Consider the following 17,388-nt stretch of genomic DNA (forward strand, 5'->3'; position numbering starts at 1 on the left):
AAGAGCGAGACCTATCAGAAGGATGGCAAGGACCATCATGTGATCAAGCTTATAGCCACCGGTATCTCAGAGGTGGAAAAGCAAAAGAAGGAGGAGGCAGCTTAGCCTCCTTTCCCATATCTGCCATGTTTGTCTTCCAAGGCTATCATTTTTGGTAGTCTTGGATTGATGGTACTTGGGGATGGTATTATATCTACTTTTCGATGGAATCGCATATTTTCAAGGGTTTTCTTTGTGAATTTGGATTTTTGGTGTATCTTTGTGCCATCGTCTATAGAAGTTGCGAAGTTTATGGCGTTATCGGTTCATCTGAGTAGTGGTATCTCGATGAAATCGTTCTTTTGGGAGCCAAGGAGGAATACATGGTTGATATGGACTGCATGTGTTTCTCTTGGCTCTTTTTCTTTTATGCCGGCTCTTTTATGCTTATCTTTGTCTATCTGTTTTGTTGATATCTATGGTTTGGTTTTACTGTGTCGTGGTTTAGGTAGATATCCATTGGAAGATGATACTTATATCTATTGTTTTCTACTGTAGTTTTGTGAATAGAACCTCGTTTTTATAATTTTGTCGCAGCATAATCCCACCAGGCTTTTTATCGTGCAAAGGTATGGCAGTCTTGGCAGATACCAAACACCACGTTGTTATCGGCGAAGAATCTTTTCCGGCAGCCTTCCGAAATCATAGATTGCGGTTTTCCGGAAAAGATTCTCTACCGATTGTTTGGCTTTCTGCCATTTTTGACTGCCATCTTTTTAGGCACGAAAAAAGGCTTGGTGTGAAGGTTATGCCGGAATGCTAAAAAAAAACTCGGATTTATCCTCAAAACTCCAGGGATTGGAAAAAGGCTGGTTGTTTCAGGAAATCCAGAATATTTTAAGTTTAATTTAAAACAATTGCAGATATGAGACAGAATTTTTCGGGCTTTTGCATGGAGGAACATCCCCAGTATAAGGCTTATAACAATGGGCTTGGAAACTTGACCACAGTGGAGCTGATTTCTTTGGTTATCGGTACAGGAACGCAGAAGAATGTGGAACAGGCACGCCAGATTTACAATGTGATGGAGGAGAGCTTGCGTAATATAGCCAAGGCTAGGGTAGAGGACTTGCAGGTGGTTCAAGGCATTGGAGATACCAAGGCGATAGCCCTTCAGGCAGCCATCGAGCTGGGTAAGCGTTACAGCTTGGAGAATATGGCAGAGCGTCCGGATATGGGCAGCAGTTTGGCTATCTATAATTTCCTTCTTCCTCATGTAAGGGATTTGGAGGTGGAGGAATGCCATTTGCTTTTGATGAATCAGAATTTCAAGCTTATCAAGCATGTGCCCATGAGTCATGGAGGACTCACTGAAACGGCGGTGGATGTGCGCAGAATCATGAGGGAGGCTGTTTTGAACAATGCCACGATATTGGCTCTTGCTCATAATCACCCTTCGAATTCTCCTCATCCAAGCAGGGCTGATGACATGCTCACCAAGAGCGTCAAGGAAGCTTGTGACATCATGCGCATCTTTTTCATGGACCATGTGATAATTGCCGATGGGTGTTATTACTCTTATCATGACAGAGGAAAAATGGGTTTATAAAGGTAACGGAGAGGCTAACCACCTCTCCATAAAAGAATATTTGTATGAAAGTACGTTTATATCATGATGAAAGGGTGAGCGCCAAGGATGCGCCGGATGCATGGTCTATCTATTGTCCTTACCCTAAGAAGTATCAGAGGGTTACGGGTATCAAGGGCGTTTATCTAGGTTGCAAGCCTACAGATGGCGGTTTGATACGTTGTTGTTGGGAATCCATGGAAGTGGGGCAGAGAATCAATTTGGGAAAGCGAGTGGATGTATCTAGCACGCCAATAGGTATTCAGGTTGCTTTTCACAATATAGAGCGTGTTTATCTGAATGCTTGCAAGGTTGATACCCTGGAGGCATGGGGAAAGTTTCAAAGAGTTTAAAAATAAGGATTATGAATCAGAATGAAGTTTTGGAGTTTGATGGTTTTCGTGTGGAAAGAGAGGCTTTCCTTGGTGGGGATTGCTATGGGCTGGTCACCTCATGCAAGAAAGATGAGGAGGGTGTTTCATATCATCTGGAGGTGGAGTTTGACATATCCCAAGCCAAGTTTCAGTTTTCCAAGTGTTATTCTCACCAGGTGGTTCCTTGCAATGAGCTTTCTGCCGGCGGTAGGCTCAAGGTCATGGTTTATCTAGTAGAAAAGGCAGCTGGTGCTTTCGTGAGGGAGAAGGGTATTTCTCAAAAGTTGTCCTTGGAGAAATTGAAAGGCTTGTATCAAGAGGATGATGTGGTGATGGGAGAGATTCTTGCCTCGGAGAAAGCCGATGGCTTGACCATAGAGGAGTCGTTCTTTCTGTATATCCTTGCTCAAAATTGGGCGAATGGTGATGAGTTTTCCTGGGCTTGTGGAGGAGTAGGAGAAGAATGTGTGTCTCTTGTGGAAGAGGCTAGGAAGATGAAGTTGTGAAAAGGGGTGAGGAGAGTTAGGGCTCTCCTCCTTTTTGCTTTTTGGGATGGTGCGTTCATGTGGGCGCGAATTCTACAAACAAGTGAAAATGACATCTGGTTTGTAAAACCTTGCTAGTTAACCGCTCTATCATTTATTCTATATTTTATTGAGTGCCATCTTGAGTGTCATTACATATTTTCTCTTTACCTCACTTTCTATATTCTTCCATATATATATATTGTTTTGAATTTGTGTATATTTCATCGGTCATGACCGATGAAATAAGTTTCATGATGAAACTTTACGCTTGCTGTCAAAATGGCGATAAAAGTTGTATTGCTGCAAAGTGATTTTCCGTTAGACGTTACAGTGTAAAAAGCAGTGCAAGTTTCTTGGTGGACACCTTTGGGTGATATTTGAAAGCAAAGATTTTAATGACCGGATTCAAGGGAGATTGAGATAATGACACTGCCCCTTCATGACTACCCTGGAAATTCGCAAATCGATACTTTAGTTATGCGTGTCGAATGGTGATGAGTTTTCTTGGGCTTGTGGAGGAGTAGAGGAAGATGAAGTTGTGAAAAAGGAGCGTTCATGTGAGCGCATCCTATCATATCTATATGGTATTTTGAGTGCTGTGGTATCTACAAGAGCATTTTGCAAGAAGCTCCCCACATAGCATGTTGGAATAGCTATGTAGGGAGCTTCTTTGCCAGTTGTTTGTGCTAAGCTGCTTGATTCTTGGGTGATACACCTAGGTTTGCTTCCATTCGCTCTTTGATGGACTTGAGTCCATCATATTCGAAATAGAAGATTCCTTCTTGTGTATCAACACGGAATCCGTTGCTTGTCTCTTTTAAGTCGAATGCGTAGGTTTTATCCTTGGTGATAACGTTGAAGATTGCACATCCAAAGACTGGGGTAACAATTAATATAGCGCGATCAGGATGGGAGATTGTACATCCATTACTCATTTTTTTGAGGCGAATCTCCCCAAGTATAATAGCGTTCTTTTCCATATGAATTTATTGTTTGATTGATATTGAATATTAATACTATGCTTTAATTTAAGAGAAGTGCTTTTAGTATCTTTCTCTTTTCTGCTTGCAAAGGTATTGCAAAATAGTGAAATGGTATTTCATTCACTCTAATTTTGTATTTTTGGGGGGTGTTAGTGATTTAAAAAGGTTCCATTAGGAATGTGGATGTCTAGTGGAACCTGATGAGAGGATACCATACTCAATGTTTCTGCTATCTTCATTGTAGGTATGGGAGAATCTCCAGTGGAGAACTAATTGCTTGGTCGTATGCGGTGCCAAGCAGCATACTTCTTTCCTTGGTTCCCCAAAGGCATGCAATGGCTTTTATGCCTGCTCTTTTAGCTGCAATCATGTCTATTGCCCTATCTCCAAAGCTCAGAACATCTTCAGCTTTCTCATCCATCAGCTCCAAAGCCTTTAGCATAGGGGCAGGATGGGGCTTTACGGGATGGGCATCATGGTAGCCAACGATGAAATTTGCTGGAATCTGGTAATAGCCAACGATTCTTTCCACGTAGGGACGTGGTGAGCTGCTGACTATTGCCATCTTGATTCCTTGTGCTTTAATGTGGTCAAGGACTTCCTGGATTCCTGCATACATGGAGGTATATGGGATAAGTCTATATGCCTCGTGCCAGTTTCTCATCTTTCTGGCATTTTCCAGTATTGTGGTATCTACAAGAGTTAAGTCCAGATCAAAAATCACTCCTTTTATCATAGGCTAGAATAATGAATCCTTGATTTTTGGTTTGTTGCTCTTCTCTACAGACTCTCTGATGATGGCAAGAGCTTCTTCGAATGAACCGGAAGTCAGGGCATGGGCTTTTCCTTCTTCCAGGAACTTCTTGTTGCCCTCTGCTTTTCCGCCGATCTGTCCATCCATGTTCTTGTATCTGATCATGAAGAGTGGCTTTTGGGCTTTGAGGGTGGCGTTTACTGCATGCATGGTTCCTCCTCTAAGACCTGTCTGGATGACGAGGGTAGCGTATGAGAGTCCTGCCTGCAGTCTGTCACGCTCCACCAGGGTATAGCGGTTGCCTCTTTGTCCTACCGGGTACTCTGAAAGCAGCAGTCCTCCGCTTTCCACTATGTTCTTGGCCAGTTCCAGGTTCTCTTTAGGGTAGATGGATTCCCAATCCAAGCCGTTGGCAAGGAATGCCGTGGTGGTTCCCTTCACGTTCAATGCTCCTTGGTGGCCGGTGGTGTCGCATCCTATGGCAAGACCTGATACGATGTTGAAGCCTTGTTCTGCGAACTTTTCAGCGAAGTAGATTCCTGCCTGGGTTCCTGCTTCTGTAGGTTCTCTTGTGCCGATGATGGCGATGCCTGGCATTTGGAGAGCTTTGATGTTTCCTCTGTAGAACAGAATCAATGGGGCGTCTGCATTGCCATCTTCATTGATGGTCTCGCGCAGGATTTGAGGGAAGGCTTCTTCGTAATAGGAGATGATGCCAACACCTTCTCTTTCTGCATCATTGATGCAGGTTAATGCCTTTCTGTTGGCTTCCTGGAGATCTGTGGCTGAGTACTTTTCGAACTTCTTTCCCTTGAGAGTAGTCCAGAAGTGACACAGGTCCTCGATGGTTTGCACTTGGGACGGAGCTACCTCGGCTATGGTGAGAACGGTTTTGTTTCCGCAGCCCTTGAGGTTCTTCAATGTCAATATGAGTTCAGTATTGAGTGCCATATTTCTTTATGTTCTATTTCTTTGTTATTACTTTTGTTATGCAGCTGCAAGAGTAGTTATTTCTTTTTGAATTCCCAACATCTTGGAGAAAAAATACTTGCTTTTGCAGCTGCACGTTCTGTTTGTGCTAGTCGATGTTCCAGTAGGCATCAGGATCGCCGTCGAAAACGTCGTCTATGTCCTGGTCGCTCCAGCCTTCTACGTCTTGGGCGTATGAACCGTTGTAGTTGTCGTATGTCTCTTCCTCCTCGTAGTAGTCTGATGGATCGTAGTAGTCTTCCGAATCGTAATCGTCCGTCGGATCATAGTGAGGATGGTAATCTGGGTTGAAGGTCTTTGCCAGGAACAATCCTGTTACGCTTGCTGCCCCCATGGTTTCCAGCTTTTCTGCAACCATTTGGAAGGTTCTTCCTCTTGTGATGATGTCATCAATGACGATGATTTTCTTTCCTGCGATGTCACTGGTGTTGAAGCCGAAGCCTTCGATTGGATTTCCGGTTTTTCCTGTGAGGTGACCAGCTTCATGGTCGTGCTCATTGTAGATGGCATTGATTGCTACCTTGTAGCCGGCAGCCTGGATTGCTTCAGCAAGCTTTTTGTAGCGAGCTTGTGTCTTGCTCTTGGTGGATGCAGGGATGAAGCAGATGTTCCACCCTGTCTTCTCTCCATTTGTTATTTCCTGGATCTTGTTCAGAAATCCACTCTTAACTTCATCGTTGAGGTAGCCGTCTTTGAAGTTATAGCAAGTCTGACGGTCTGCCAATTGCTGGGCATTTGCCTGGTATCTCACTGGGAGATAGTCTTTGAGATATTGATAATTATACATTTTTCTTATATTTTTTTTGATTTAACTTTTTGTTACTTTGTAATGGTGGTCTTTGCCAAGAATAGGCCGGTGACTGATTTTGCGCCAAGTTCTGCAAGCATTAGACTTGTCTTGGTGAAGTTGGCTCCCGTGGTGATGATGTCACCTATCAGGATGATGTCTTTTCCCTCGATTTGCTCCTTGTTGAAGAGGAAGTCCTCTGCTGGATCTGTCTTTCCGGTAGCCATGAGTTCTGTTGCTGGCTTTGGCAGGATGGTGTGGTAGTCACTTGGTATGCCTGTTTCTGTCTCGATGGCAGTTGCCAGTTGTGAGTAGCGGATGGCTGTCTTGTCTGCTGTGATGGCCGGCATGAAGCATACGCTCAGGTTAGTGTCCTTGAGTTCGTCCTTGAGCTGCTTGATTGCGTCGGTGAACTGATTCTTCAGCTCCTGTGAGCATTTGCCGTTCTTGAAGTCATGGACAATCTTGCGGTTTCTCTCTTCCTCTTCCGTTGCTGGCAATCTCATTGGGAGATACTCCATGAGGTTTACGTACTCCAGGTTATTGGTTGCCTGTACTGTTGATGATGCATCCTCTCTCATAGGGATGATGTTCTTGTTTGATTTTAAGTTTGTTTTCATTTTGTTAAAAACTTTATTTTGTTAATATTCATTTAACCGCTTATGCGGCGATTTTGCTTAATTTCTTGATCATGTTTACCAGATCTGCTCCTTCTGCAACCATTTTGGCAGAGTCGCATCGGTATGGTAATCTTCCACCTTTGCAGATGACAGGGTCTCCCTGATAGTTGATTTCTATGACGAGCAGCAAGTCACCATTGTAGCTGTACCAGTTGTACTTGAGTGATGACATCAGCAGGGGATTGTCATAGGTGTAGGACTTGATGAATGGAACCAGTACGGTGTTTTGGAACTGGTCCAGGGTAGCAATCTGCGGATAGTATGTAGCGATCTCATCCTGGAGCTTGCAGGTCTTGTTGGTCTTGCTGTTGATTCCCACCACGAGTTGGCATGTCTGCTGATTGCTGCAGTTGCACATGGCAGCGATGGACTCCACGGTTTCTCTGATTTGTGGTTTATCGTCTTTGGACTTTTTTGCCAAGTCGAACAGGCTACCCTTCTTCTCCAAAGTTGCAGTGTCTTCCAAGTCCAAAGGGAAATCCACCATGGAAGCGAGCTTCTCTTGTTTCAGTTCCTCTGTCAGCTCCATTGACATCAGGGTATTGAGTGCCTCCATTCTCGTTGTCTCAGGAAGGGTTGTCATCAGGGTATTGAACTTACTCACCATCTCCTGGAAGCTGATGTCTTGCTTAAAGGGTTTTGCATCCTTGAGCAGGTAGGAACCATCTGTGTAGCTTCTTGTTTCCTGTCTCGTGGTTCCGTAGGTGTCACGGTCAGGATAGAAGATTCTCTCATCCTTCTTTGCCAAGGTGATCTGTGCTCCAATTTTCAGGTGATCTCCATCCATTACTGATGGAGGAAATACTGAGAGTTTGTGCATGATCTCGAATGGCATGTGAATGGTTTTGTTGTCAACTGTAATTGAATACTTGTTGTCGAAGTAATTGGTAACGATACCAATGTGTTTTGTATAATTGTTCATAATTTTAAATGTTTGTTTCTTTATTTACTTTATTGATATTGGTGTCTTATTCCCATGTGGGAGATGCTGCTGGGTATTCTGCCCTTTCCTTTGGTTGGTCAGGCTGAATGTCTGACCCAGTCTGGATTGACTGTTTTGGCGAGGAAGAGACCTCTTACCATGTTGGCACCATTTCTGGTGAGCTTGTTGGTTGTTTGCATGAATGTCATGCCTCTTGTGATGACGTCATCTATGAGGATGATGTTTTTGCCGGCAACGTCGCTTGTCTTGATGTTGAAGTTCTCTGCCGGGTTTGTCTTCTTGCCTGTGATGTGGCCTGATTCCTGGTCCTGGATTGGCAGGATGGTATGGTAGTCGCAGGCAATTCCTGTTTCCTTCTCGATGAAGGCTGCGAGCTTTTGGTAGCGGCAAGCTGTCTTGTGGTGGGTGGATGCTGGTATGAAGCATACTCTCCAGTTGTTGCCACCCAGTTCTTTTTTGATTTCCTTGATGTGTTCTACGATTGTGTTCATCAAGCTAAGGCTGCAGTAGCCGTTTTTGAAGTCGTAGATGACTTGTCTGTCACTCTCTTGCTTCATTGTTGCGGAGTATCTCTTTGGGAGGTATTCCATGATGTAATTATATGTATAGCTCATATCATTTGATATTAATGGGTTAAACAACTTGTTCTTGTTTTCGTTTGCAAAAGTACTGTGGGATTTTGAAATGATATTTCACTCACTCATTTTTCCCGTTTTGCCTTCTATTATTGCTATTTAATGTTTGTATTCAATAATGTCGCTAACTACTTAACCATAGCGGCTTTGGTTTTTCTGGGTGCAAAGGTAGGGGTCTATAGTGAAATTATATTTCACTGGCTCATTTTTCCCATTTTTTGTTATTTAGGCATACTTTCTATACCTTATTATATATAGAACTCATACATTTTCCTTCATTTCTTGAGCTTTTAGCTGTTTGTTGTTGAGTAGCCTGGAGGGCATGAATCTTAGGAGGTGCGGGGTGATATAGAGAAAGCTTTCTTCGTGGTTTGGTGTTTCTTTTTTCTCTCTTCTCTTATTTTCCTCGGTACAGCAGGGTAATTCATCATGGGTTCTTCTTAGTGATACGTTTTTGTGGAGTGCTGAAATAGGCTTCTTTATGATGAAATCATCTTGTTTTTCTGTATTTTTGGGGTGTATTGGTATAAAATCTAACGTAAAGTTGGCTCTTTCTAATATTTTTTGTACTTTTGTCTCATCGTATTAAAGAACTTAAATGTATGAAGATGAACTGGTATATTTTTAAAGGAGGATTGAACAAGAGAACTGTTCAGGCTATCCTTTTGATTTGTGTGGGTACTGCTGTGGCATCTGCACAGGTTTACTGGTTCTTTTACTTTTGCTTTTCTCTTCTTTGGGTGTTGGCTTTTTATGTGACTGATAGGGTCGGTATTTGTATCACAGATGTGAACGAAATGCTTCTGATGACAATAAATTCTGAGCATGATAAGAAGGAGAAGGCGCTTTATATGACTACTTTTGCAATTAACAATGAGTATTTCCTGGACGATTACTATGCCAAGGAGAAAAACATAAAAAAATAACTATGTATAATTTTAATACATCAATACATCGATTGTTACATGACAAGCTGATATCATCATTTACTCACCATAAGCTTGAAGCTCTTTCTTTATTTACTGTTGGAGACATTAAGGCTATGGGAATGGAAAAGTTGTCTGCAATGCCAAGGATAGGAAAGAAGATTGTCTATGATGTGAAGCATGTCTTTGCTGCTATTGAATCTCAAGATCCCCTCTTGGAGGTAAAGCGATATTGTAGTGATGAGGTCATACAGAAGATGGATATCTGTTATGCGCATTTATGTGAGAATGTCGAAGATGGCAAGGAATTTCAGGCAATATTCCCTTCCTCGTTAGAAATACTGAAGCTTATTTGTATAAATGAATCTAATTTGATGGAGATGGTGGATAATTATCCTCAGGCTGCTTCATGCTTATATATCTATTTGGTTTGTTTGAAATCTTTGATTCTGGATGATCGCAATGACTTTTATTATTCGGTCAAAGATAGTGCTATGCAGTATCGTTATCAAGTGGGTAGTAAGGCCTTAGGGATGATACTTTATTCCCATCTTTCCAATAAGAGCAGGCTCTTGTTGGAATCGCATTATTCGGTCATGGAAAAGTTCTTTGGTGCAAATGACTTTATCCAGTTGCATCCTTTCATAGAGGATAGGTTGACGTATGAATTAGGTTTATCAGAAATATACTCTACTCGGAGCCTAGACAAAGAGTTCTGTTATGATATAGAATTTAAGCTTAATCATCCCTTGAATTCTTATTACTCTTTTTCTTTGCTTACACATTTCGTAGATGCATATACATCTTTGGACTTTGAACATTCAGGTCAATGTACTATTGGATTGTTTCCTTTCATGTCGGATAAAAGCGTATCCTTTGTTACAGATTTTCATCAGGTAAATGGTTATTATCCGATGTTCACTCTTTTTTCGGATTATCTGCAGTTTGGAATGTGGAATGAAGGAAGGAAAGTTTCCTTAGAATATAGAGGAATCGGTAGAAAAAGAAAAACTTCTCAGGAGTTGAGGAAAGAATATCATATAACGCCGTATATACTTAAAAATTATCTTTCCCACCCAATGGTGAAGAGTACTGACCCAATTATACTGGATGAACATTGGAAATGTTATGACTTTTTGTATGAAATGCCGTTCATAGGATTCTTTTCGCCAATTTGCAGAAGTATCTTGGAAAAGGAGCGTTTGCAGACGGATGCCATTGGGTTGATGGAACTTATATTTTTGAGGAACCCTGGCTATCCTTCAAACAAGCAGTTTAGAAAGTTCGAATCTAAAAACAGATTCATATTGGTGAATGCAAGTCTTTTTGATACTGATGAAATAGCTAAGCTAGTTACTAAAATGAAAGAACTGCTGGCTATCAATCGTTTCACAGATGAACATTATCAGGCAAGTATGTTTTTAAAGGAGCTGGATGTTCAGAAATTAGGTGGTAAAGAGCATTTTCTATCTTTCTTTACTTATCTGATGTTGGAGACCTTTGGTTTGGAAGTGGATGATGAAGGTGGCTTCGTGGCTGAGAGAAACAAAGTTTCCGTTACTTCTGAGCTGTTGGAGATTTTGAAAGAAAGAGGCAAACCTATGAGAGCGGAGGAAATGAGAGACATTTTTCATAGAAGGTGTCCTGCTTATCGTCATCTTACCGTTAATACCATCCGCGTTTATTTGAATAAAATGGAGGGGGTAAAATCCCTTGGACTGTCAGGCTACTATGGGTTGGCGTCTTGGGAGCATATCTATTGGGGAACGATGGTAGACAAGATTTATGAGGTATTGTCTCTTGCTGGCAAACCATTGCCGCTCAGCGACATTTATCAGCAAGTAAAGGTGTTTTTCCCGAATTCGACGAAATCGTCCATGGAAAGTAGCATGAGACTGGATGCAAGGCATCGGTTTAAATATGACGTGGAGAGGCATGCGTATGTTTTGGTGGATCATGCCCTCTAACCACCATATTCCTGCAATCAAATGGTTGCAGGAATATGGTGGTTAGCTTCTGTATGGGTGATAAACTGCCTGCGACAGAATTATAAGTAAAAAGATGTGATAGTATGGTATTGATTCTCAGTACTATCACATCTGTTCGTATTTTCATCCCATGTGGGATTAAAAAACTGCTGTATCTAAGACAAGAATTATCAGCTTTCTTTATTTTGCATGCCAATTTGTTCACTTAACCATAGTTTGACTGTAAAAAAATCATTCAGTAGAGCACTTAGGTGTTCTTTCACGTTGGGCAAATCTTTGGGTAGTATACATTGGCGTTTGGAATGGAGAACAAATTTCTGTTCTTCTTCCTCTATGCAGTAAACAATGGTTGTTCCACTATAGTTGTTGATTGTGTTAATTGCCTTACGTACATTAGACATTTGTTCTAGATCATCCAATGGAACAATATACCACTTTGGATCCCAAATATTAATGAAGAAACTCTCGTTGCTGGCATCAATGATGAAATGTTCTCCATGATACTCAAAATATAAGCGGTTTTCGTCCTCTTCTTCAACAGATACCTCACAGTTTAACTGCTTCAGTAGCTCAATGCACAAATCCCTGGTGTGTGGAGGTTCTTCCTGCTTTTCTTCTTGCTGCATGTCTGCGGAATCCTCAGATTGCGTACAGCCGTCTGTCTCTTGTTCTGTAGCTTTTGTTTTTCTACGAGAAAAGAAGTAGATACAAGCTACAATCACAATCGTTGAAATAATAGTCTCCATATGCATTGTTTTTATTTGATGTTTTTTTCCAATAACTCTGCTATCTTTCTGAAAAATGGTTTTAAAAGAATGCATCCAAAACTTCCTCAAACACATCATTCGGACTCACTCTATTGAAGAGATTCATGGAGGTGTTGAGCTTCATCACGTCAACTCCGCTTCCCATGATGTATTCGATGTCCTTACCCTTGTGGAGCAAGAGCGCCTTACAGCATTCACGGAGTCTGTCACCCAGAATCTCATGTTCAATATAGGCTCTGGCTTCACCCTCGCCATCCAAACCATAGTAGTTTGCGTTGTAGCTATGACCAAGTCCTTTCTGCTGTGGGAAGATATACCATATCCAATGGCTTTGCTTTCGTCCTTCCTTCAGTTCTCTCAAAGCCTGGTTATAGGCAAACTCCTGAGCATCCAGGAAACGTAAGAGATCATAGTGTGGCTGCTGAACCTTTGGCCATCCGATGATGTCCCAGAACTCAGAAGGAAGGCACACATTCTCAAGATCGTAACATCTTTCAAACAGAGGAGCTATCTCTTCTGGAGAATATCCGGCGATGCCGCAACCAATCAATGTCACAAAGAATGTTTTGTCAGGGTGATTCTTGGCAAACTCGATGAATTCATCCACATCCTTTTTCATAGCTTCCATACCACTCATTGAATCGATGGCGTAACTCATTCCCTGCAAACCATGTCCCTGACCTCTGATGGCACCGAACTTCTCCAGGGCAGTCTTTGCCGCACCACCATCATGATATCCCATGGCGTTAGAACCGAATACAAAGATTTCACCGGCGGCAAGACGGCTGATGAGATGAGGGGTAACGCGAGTCTCTGGATTATTAGGCGACTTATCCAGTTTAGCAAGCTCTTCTGCTTCCACCACAGGAACCATCTTCTTCCATTCCTCCAGGAACTCTTTCATGTCGTATTTTAGATTTTGGAGTTCAGAAGGCTTATATACGCCACTTTTAGCCACGTATTCTGCCACCTTCTTCTTCACCGTTGCCTCGGTCTTGAACTTTGCCATTTCCTTTGGATTTAACTTAAAGGTAAACGACTTATAGGTCTTCTTACCGTTGACCATTTCAAACTTGATAACTGAAATCTTTACTTCCTTACTCATTTTTATTATCTTTTAGTTATCTATTAATACCATTATTCCTTGAAAGGTAAACATGGCTGACTATTCTCTCCAGTTTATGAACGATGTTACTTCTGAGAGTTAGAGACATAAATTCGTTTTGGGTATTTACCAAGTACGAACAATGTAACTGGGCAAATCCAAACCTCCTTTGTGAATCCCTCTAAATTGGAAACCTTGTATGTTGCACCACCAAAGATTCTGTAATATTGTCTGGTAAGACAGATATCAGTAGATTCTTTCTGTTCGTAAGATACACGTACAGTGACCAATCTAGACTTGAAAGTCTCCAGCAGATGGTTGGCTCCTGCTACCATCTGCAAGTTATGATGGTGCCCAGCCCAAGGCATTTTAATATACCATAGGCTATCACTCTCTTTTTCGAAAGTAAGAACATACTGACGTGTGCTCAAAGACTTCACCATAGCCTTTACTAAAGTGACAAGCAATTTAAAATAGTTCATTCTCTTATTCTTTGTTTTGTTTGTAATTAATCGATTATTAATTATTTATACTAAGAGTTGGTCAAGTCGTATAGGTTCTGTAACTTTGTAAATTACAGCATCTACAGTATATATGAATACTGTGCTTGATCTATATATGGACATCTTTAACGATGTAGTTGTTTATTCTGTTGCAAAGTTAACAAAAAGTTTCGAGAAAATACTCTTTGAGGTGATAATTTTATTCATGGTGATACCAAGAAGATAAATTTCACCGCAATGGAGAGGTTTGGCTCGTATGTTGAGCAGACCTATTGCAACGCATTCGGCGTGAAAAAGTCGAATGCATTGGTTAGCTCAAACTTTTTGTATCACTTGCCAAGCCCTTTTTGGTGAACTTGGAAGATGGCTATAGCCATTGATTCCAGTTACATCAGCAAAGCTGGCAAGACGATTCCATATATTTCTCTTTGTTCTTTTTCAATGGCTTAGCAACAAGCCTGCATTTGAGGTATCATGCTGTCTATAGACGGATGATTCAGGAACTTGGATCTGTGCCCGATATGCCACTTGTTGCAGTAGTTGCATTTGTAGGCTGTTATCTCCCTGGAATCATATGGGTGGTTGATCTGCCATTGGGCAATAGCCTTTTGTGCAGCTTCTTCATTTTTGTACCCCATTTTCTTCTTGAGGACTAATTCATGGGTGATAGGATCTTTCTTCCATTTCCAGTGGGTGGATTCGCCTCTTCTTGTGTTTCTTGCCTTTTCCTTCTGTCCGATGTTGTACAGTTGGAAGGCTGTGGCTCTGTCCATCCAGTATTTCTCCCTGTTACTGGTTTTGTAGCCTTCATCCTTCTTGTGCATCCGGTGATAGGCCTGGCACATTCTTTTCTCCACGATGCGTCTTACCTTTTTGGAGTCATGGGGAGCTTCCGTCTCAATGTCGAAGTTACGGAGCAGCATTCCTTTCTTGAACTTGAGCTTCTCCTTGAAGATTTTCTCGGTCTCTTTCTTGAAGCGTACATCCTGGCCATTCAGGACAACTCTGTTTCCATCCATTTTCACCAGCATGGATGTGAGCTCTTTCTCTTTTACTGCTTCCAGGTTCATGAGCTTCTGGATGGCTTTCAGCACGCTCTTGACGTTGAAGTTCACTCCAATGATGCTGTCTCTGATGTACTTGATCAGGTAGTGCTCTTCTAATGTACTCTCATTGGATCGCAGATATCGTCCCAATGTTGTTAGATTCTCTGAATAGTTCCAGCTGTCAATCTTTCCGTAGCGTACTAAGGATGATTCCCAGCTAGTTAAAATGTTCTTAATCTCAATTTCCATTACTCTCATAATTTTAATGTGCTCCTAACTTTAACCATAGGTGCTTTGGTTTTCTGGGTGCAAAGGTAAGAGTATATAGTGAAATGATATTTCACTGGCTCATTTTTCTTGTTTTTTGTCTTTTTGGCATACTTTCTCTACCTTTTTATATCCATGAATCATGCATTTTCCTTTATTTTACTCTGTTTATTGTTGAATTCGCTTCTATTGCGATGGATGCAGATAGTTAATAGAGTTAAATTTTTTGGTTGGAAATGGCTAAATATTTAAGAATAATTGGCTTGCATATCTCGAAAAATAGTAGTAACTTTGCACCCGCTAAGAAAAAGTTAATTTTCGGTTAAGAAAAGTGAATAATTGTTTAGTAGAGTTCTTTAACTTATTGATAATCAGAATAGTCTTATAAGGTCGAGTACGAGACCATCGTCCACTACAATAAGGATTAAGACCTAACACACTTCATCCACGCATCGTTTGTTAAAAGAGCTGTACGAGACCATCGTCCACTACAATAAGGATTAAGACTGCAATCTCTGTTTTGTTTCATTCAGAAACTGCTTGTACGAGACCATCGTCCACTACAATAAGGATTAAGACCATAATGAGCATATGGTTTCCGTCTTGCATTACAACTGTACGAGACCATCGTCCACTACAATAAGGATTAAGACATGTGAATACTGTCATAAACAGCAATCACTTGTTGACCGTACGAGACCATCGTCCACTACAATAAGGATTAAGACTCCATTCCTCCAAGATAACCACGAGCATAAGCTAGAGTACGTGACCATCGTCCACTACAATAAGGATTAAGACTTGCATTGAATGTTGCAATATCCGAGACTAATAAGTCCCAGTACGAGACCATCGTCCACTACAACAAGGATTAAGACAAACTGATTCCAAATTAAAGCTATAATTGTTTCCATAGTACGAGACCATCGTCCACTACAATAAGGATTAAGACAGAGTAATAGCAACTCTATTATAAGTTTCACACTCAGTACGAGACCATCGTCCACTACAATAAGGATTAAGACTTATCGCCAAGTTCTACAACAGGAGCACCATCATCATGTACGAGACCATCGTCCACTACAATAAGGATTAAGACACATCTTCTACGGGGCGGCTATATTAACTATTATTATGTACGAGACCATCTTCCACTACAATAAGGATTAAGACGCGGATATTAGAGAAACGCTTAGCGTTCCCGTAATTTGTACGAGACCATCTTCCACTACAACAAGGATTAAGACTCATCTGCCTTATTGGCATTAATTCTTTCAATAACGTACGAGCCCATTGTCCGCTACAACAAGGGATAATCCCTGTTTGATAGTATCTATGTATTTTATTATTGATGGCGTTTTTCTGCTAAATGCATTTTTTTTATATAAACCAAAAAGGAAATTCAATCATTAACAAAAGATTAACGCTTCGACGTGTTGTGATTTTAAAGAATGTTGTATCTTTGCAGCATACAATCATCAAGAGCAGAAAAATCGAGACTGGCGGCTTCTTTATTTGAAGGACTGATGATGGTAATTTCGTCCATCGGTGGTTAAAATGTGAAACGTTGGATTGCGGTGGAAGGTCATAGCTACGTTCCTACTTTGTCCACCAATGTTTTGCATGGTAGTTGGATATTGGTCAGAATTGAGCTGATAGAGAAGTGCCAACTGCATTTAAGAAAGGTTGCTCCCAAGTATGTACGACTAAATGTAGGATATACTTGCATAGTGGCAAATGAGTACTAACCTTGTTGCTTACATCAACCTTTCTACCTTTGGTTTGGGAAAGAGTAGTGTCACTTCTCAACTAAGTAGGTGTAGTGTTCATACTCTTACATCTGGCCAAAGGTTCTTTATTCTTCATTTGCTTGGTGGGCTTGAATGGTTTTGGTGTGCATCGATTTAGTGGATTTTTTTGTTTTTGATATGCTTGCTTTTGAGCAGTCCATTCTATAGGGTACACCTAAATGTGGCATACCCTAAGAATAGACCTTTTCAGTTCTTAGATAGTTGAATATAGAGTGATGATAGTTTACTTTGAATTCTGGGTTCTGTATAGTTATTACTAAACACCTGCGACAAAATTATAAGCAAAAATATGGGCTAGTCTGCATTCTCATTTAGATTGTCAATGATGCTTTTCAATGAGTTTTGGCAATCTTGGCACAATCCGTTTTTCATGTAGAAAGTATTCTTGCTATGAGCATCCTGCATCAGGCACTTCGGGGCATTCTTCTTGCAATGCGGCAAGCCACGAGAATGCAGGAATTCATGGATTGTTACTTTCCATAAGTCATCCTTTCGTTTCAATCGGAAGGTTGAAACCACACAGGCGTCACCTGGCCGGAAACTCAATCCCATGATTCCATAATTGCATTGTCCATGAATAGAAGTAGAGATGTCTTGATGCGTCAAACCTATCGTTACGATTTCATCATTACCTCCATGCTCTTCATGCAACATTTTCAGGATTCCCCCAGCCCAATACCTGTTTCTTGGTTTGTA

General features: G+C 41.2%; 17 protein-coding genes and 1 CRISPR repeat array. Of the genes, 5 read left to right on the plus strand and 12 right to left on the minus strand.

The window, feature by feature from the left end:
* Window positions 1-904 precede the first annotated feature (904 nt).
* From AAAT87_RS13095 to AAAT87_RS13105, 3 genes are read left to right on the plus strand one after another with little or no spacing between them, the layout of a single operon-like run.
* Window positions 905-1,588 carry a JAB domain-containing protein gene (locus AAAT87_RS13095; RefSeq protein ID WP_349226642.1) on the plus strand — a complete coding sequence of 228 codons (684 nt, stop codon included), beginning with the start codon at window positions 905-907 and terminating at the stop codon, window positions 1,586-1,588.
* Window positions 1,589-1,632: 44 nt separating this feature from the next.
* Entirely contained in the window at window positions 1,633-1,959 is a 327-nt protein-coding gene (locus AAAT87_RS13100) for a hypothetical protein (protein ID WP_349226643.1), read from the plus strand.
* 11 nt (window positions 1,960-1,970) lie between these two features.
* Window positions 1,971-2,486 (plus strand): hypothetical protein, encoded by a 516-nt coding sequence (locus tag AAAT87_RS13105; RefSeq protein WP_349226644.1) that lies wholly within the window; start codon window positions 1,971-1,973, stop codon window positions 2,484-2,486.
* Between the two features lie 707 nt (window positions 2,487-3,193).
* Here AAAT87_RS13105 and AAAT87_RS13110 read toward each other — a convergent pair.
* The 7 genes from AAAT87_RS13110 to AAAT87_RS13140 all read right to left on the minus strand — a co-directional run bounded on the left by AAAT87_RS13110 (window position 3,194) and on the right by AAAT87_RS13140 (window position 8,258).
* On the minus strand, window positions 3,194-3,487 hold the full coding sequence (locus AAAT87_RS13110) for a hypothetical protein (protein WP_287624947.1): 294 nt from the start codon (window positions 3,485-3,487) through the stop codon (window positions 3,194-3,196).
* A gap of 238 nt (window positions 3,488-3,725) precedes the next feature.
* Entirely contained in the window at window positions 3,726-4,226 is a 501-nt protein-coding gene (locus AAAT87_RS13115; RefSeq protein ID WP_349226645.1) for an HAD family hydrolase, read from the minus strand.
* 3 nt (window positions 4,227-4,229) lie between these two features.
* Entirely contained in the window at window positions 4,230-5,195 is a 966-nt protein-coding gene (locus tag AAAT87_RS13120) for a DNA-processing protein DprA (RefSeq protein WP_349226646.1), read from the minus strand.
* Window positions 5,196-5,322: 127 nt separating this feature from the next.
* A complete protein-coding gene (locus tag AAAT87_RS13125; protein WP_349226647.1) occupies window positions 5,323-6,021 on the minus strand; it encodes a phosphoribosyltransferase family protein in 699 nt (232 codons plus the stop codon).
* Between the two features lie 32 nt (window positions 6,022-6,053).
* Complete coding sequence (locus AAAT87_RS13130) at window positions 6,054-6,641, minus strand: phosphoribosyltransferase (protein WP_349226648.1); 588 nt, start codon at window positions 6,639-6,641, stop codon at window positions 6,054-6,056.
* Between the two features lie 40 nt (window positions 6,642-6,681).
* Entirely contained in the window at window positions 6,682-7,623 is a 942-nt protein-coding gene (locus tag AAAT87_RS13135) for a hypothetical protein (protein WP_349226649.1), read from the minus strand.
* 98 nt (window positions 7,624-7,721) lie between these two features.
* On the minus strand, window positions 7,722-8,258 hold the full coding sequence (locus tag AAAT87_RS13140) for a phosphoribosyltransferase (RefSeq protein WP_218420753.1): 537 nt from the start codon (window positions 8,256-8,258) through the stop codon (window positions 7,722-7,724).
* Between the two features lie 623 nt (window positions 8,259-8,881).
* On the opposite strand from AAAT87_RS13140, the gene AAAT87_RS13145 reads away from it, so the two are divergent.
* Together AAAT87_RS13145 and AAAT87_RS13150 are read left to right on the plus strand one after the other, a co-directional pair.
* The gene (locus tag AAAT87_RS13145) at window positions 8,882-9,205 is read left to right on the plus strand and encodes a hypothetical protein (protein ID WP_349226650.1); all 324 of its coding nucleotides are present in this window, start codon (window positions 8,882-8,884) and stop codon (window positions 9,203-9,205) included.
* 2 nt (window positions 9,206-9,207) lie between these two features.
* Window positions 9,208-11,172, plus strand: a complete 1,965-nt coding sequence (locus AAAT87_RS13150; protein WP_349226651.1) for a hypothetical protein — start codon at window positions 9,208-9,210, stop codon at window positions 11,170-11,172.
* 191 nt (window positions 11,173-11,363) lie between these two features.
* Here the strand turns inward: AAAT87_RS13150 and AAAT87_RS13155 are convergent, their stop codons facing one another.
* From AAAT87_RS13155 to AAAT87_RS13180, 5 genes are all read right to left on the minus strand, one after another.
* Complete coding sequence (locus AAAT87_RS13155) at window positions 11,364-11,939, minus strand: hypothetical protein (protein WP_349226652.1); 576 nt, start codon at window positions 11,937-11,939, stop codon at window positions 11,364-11,366.
* Between the two features lie 61 nt (window positions 11,940-12,000).
* Window positions 12,001-13,065, minus strand: coding sequence for an A1S_2505 family phage non-structural protein (locus AAAT87_RS15590; RefSeq protein WP_428848571.1), 1,065 nt, complete (start codon window positions 13,063-13,065; stop codon window positions 12,001-12,003).
* Window positions 13,066-13,151: 86 nt separating this feature from the next.
* The gene (locus AAAT87_RS13170) at window positions 13,152-13,547 is read right to left on the minus strand and encodes a DUF6717 family protein (protein WP_349226653.1); all 396 of its coding nucleotides are present in this window, start codon (window positions 13,545-13,547) and stop codon (window positions 13,152-13,154) included.
* Window positions 13,548-14,014: 467 nt separating this feature from the next.
* Window positions 14,015-14,872, minus strand: coding sequence for a hypothetical protein (locus tag AAAT87_RS13175; RefSeq protein WP_349226654.1), 858 nt, complete (start codon window positions 14,870-14,872; stop codon window positions 14,015-14,017).
* A gap of 403 nt (window positions 14,873-15,275) precedes the next feature.
* Window positions 15,276-16,128: a CRISPR direct-repeat array (repeat unit 37 nt; unit sequence GTACGAGACCATCGTCCACTACAATAAGGATTAAGAC).
* Window positions 16,129-16,986: 858 nt separating this feature from the next.
* On the minus strand, window positions 16,987-17,388 hold a 402-nt coding region (locus AAAT87_RS13180; RefSeq protein WP_349226655.1), incomplete at its 5' end, for a hypothetical protein.

Source organism: Segatella sinensis (genome assembly GCF_040095255.1).
GTDB lineage: Bacteria > Bacteroidota > Bacteroidia > Bacteroidales > Bacteroidaceae > Prevotella > Prevotella sinensis.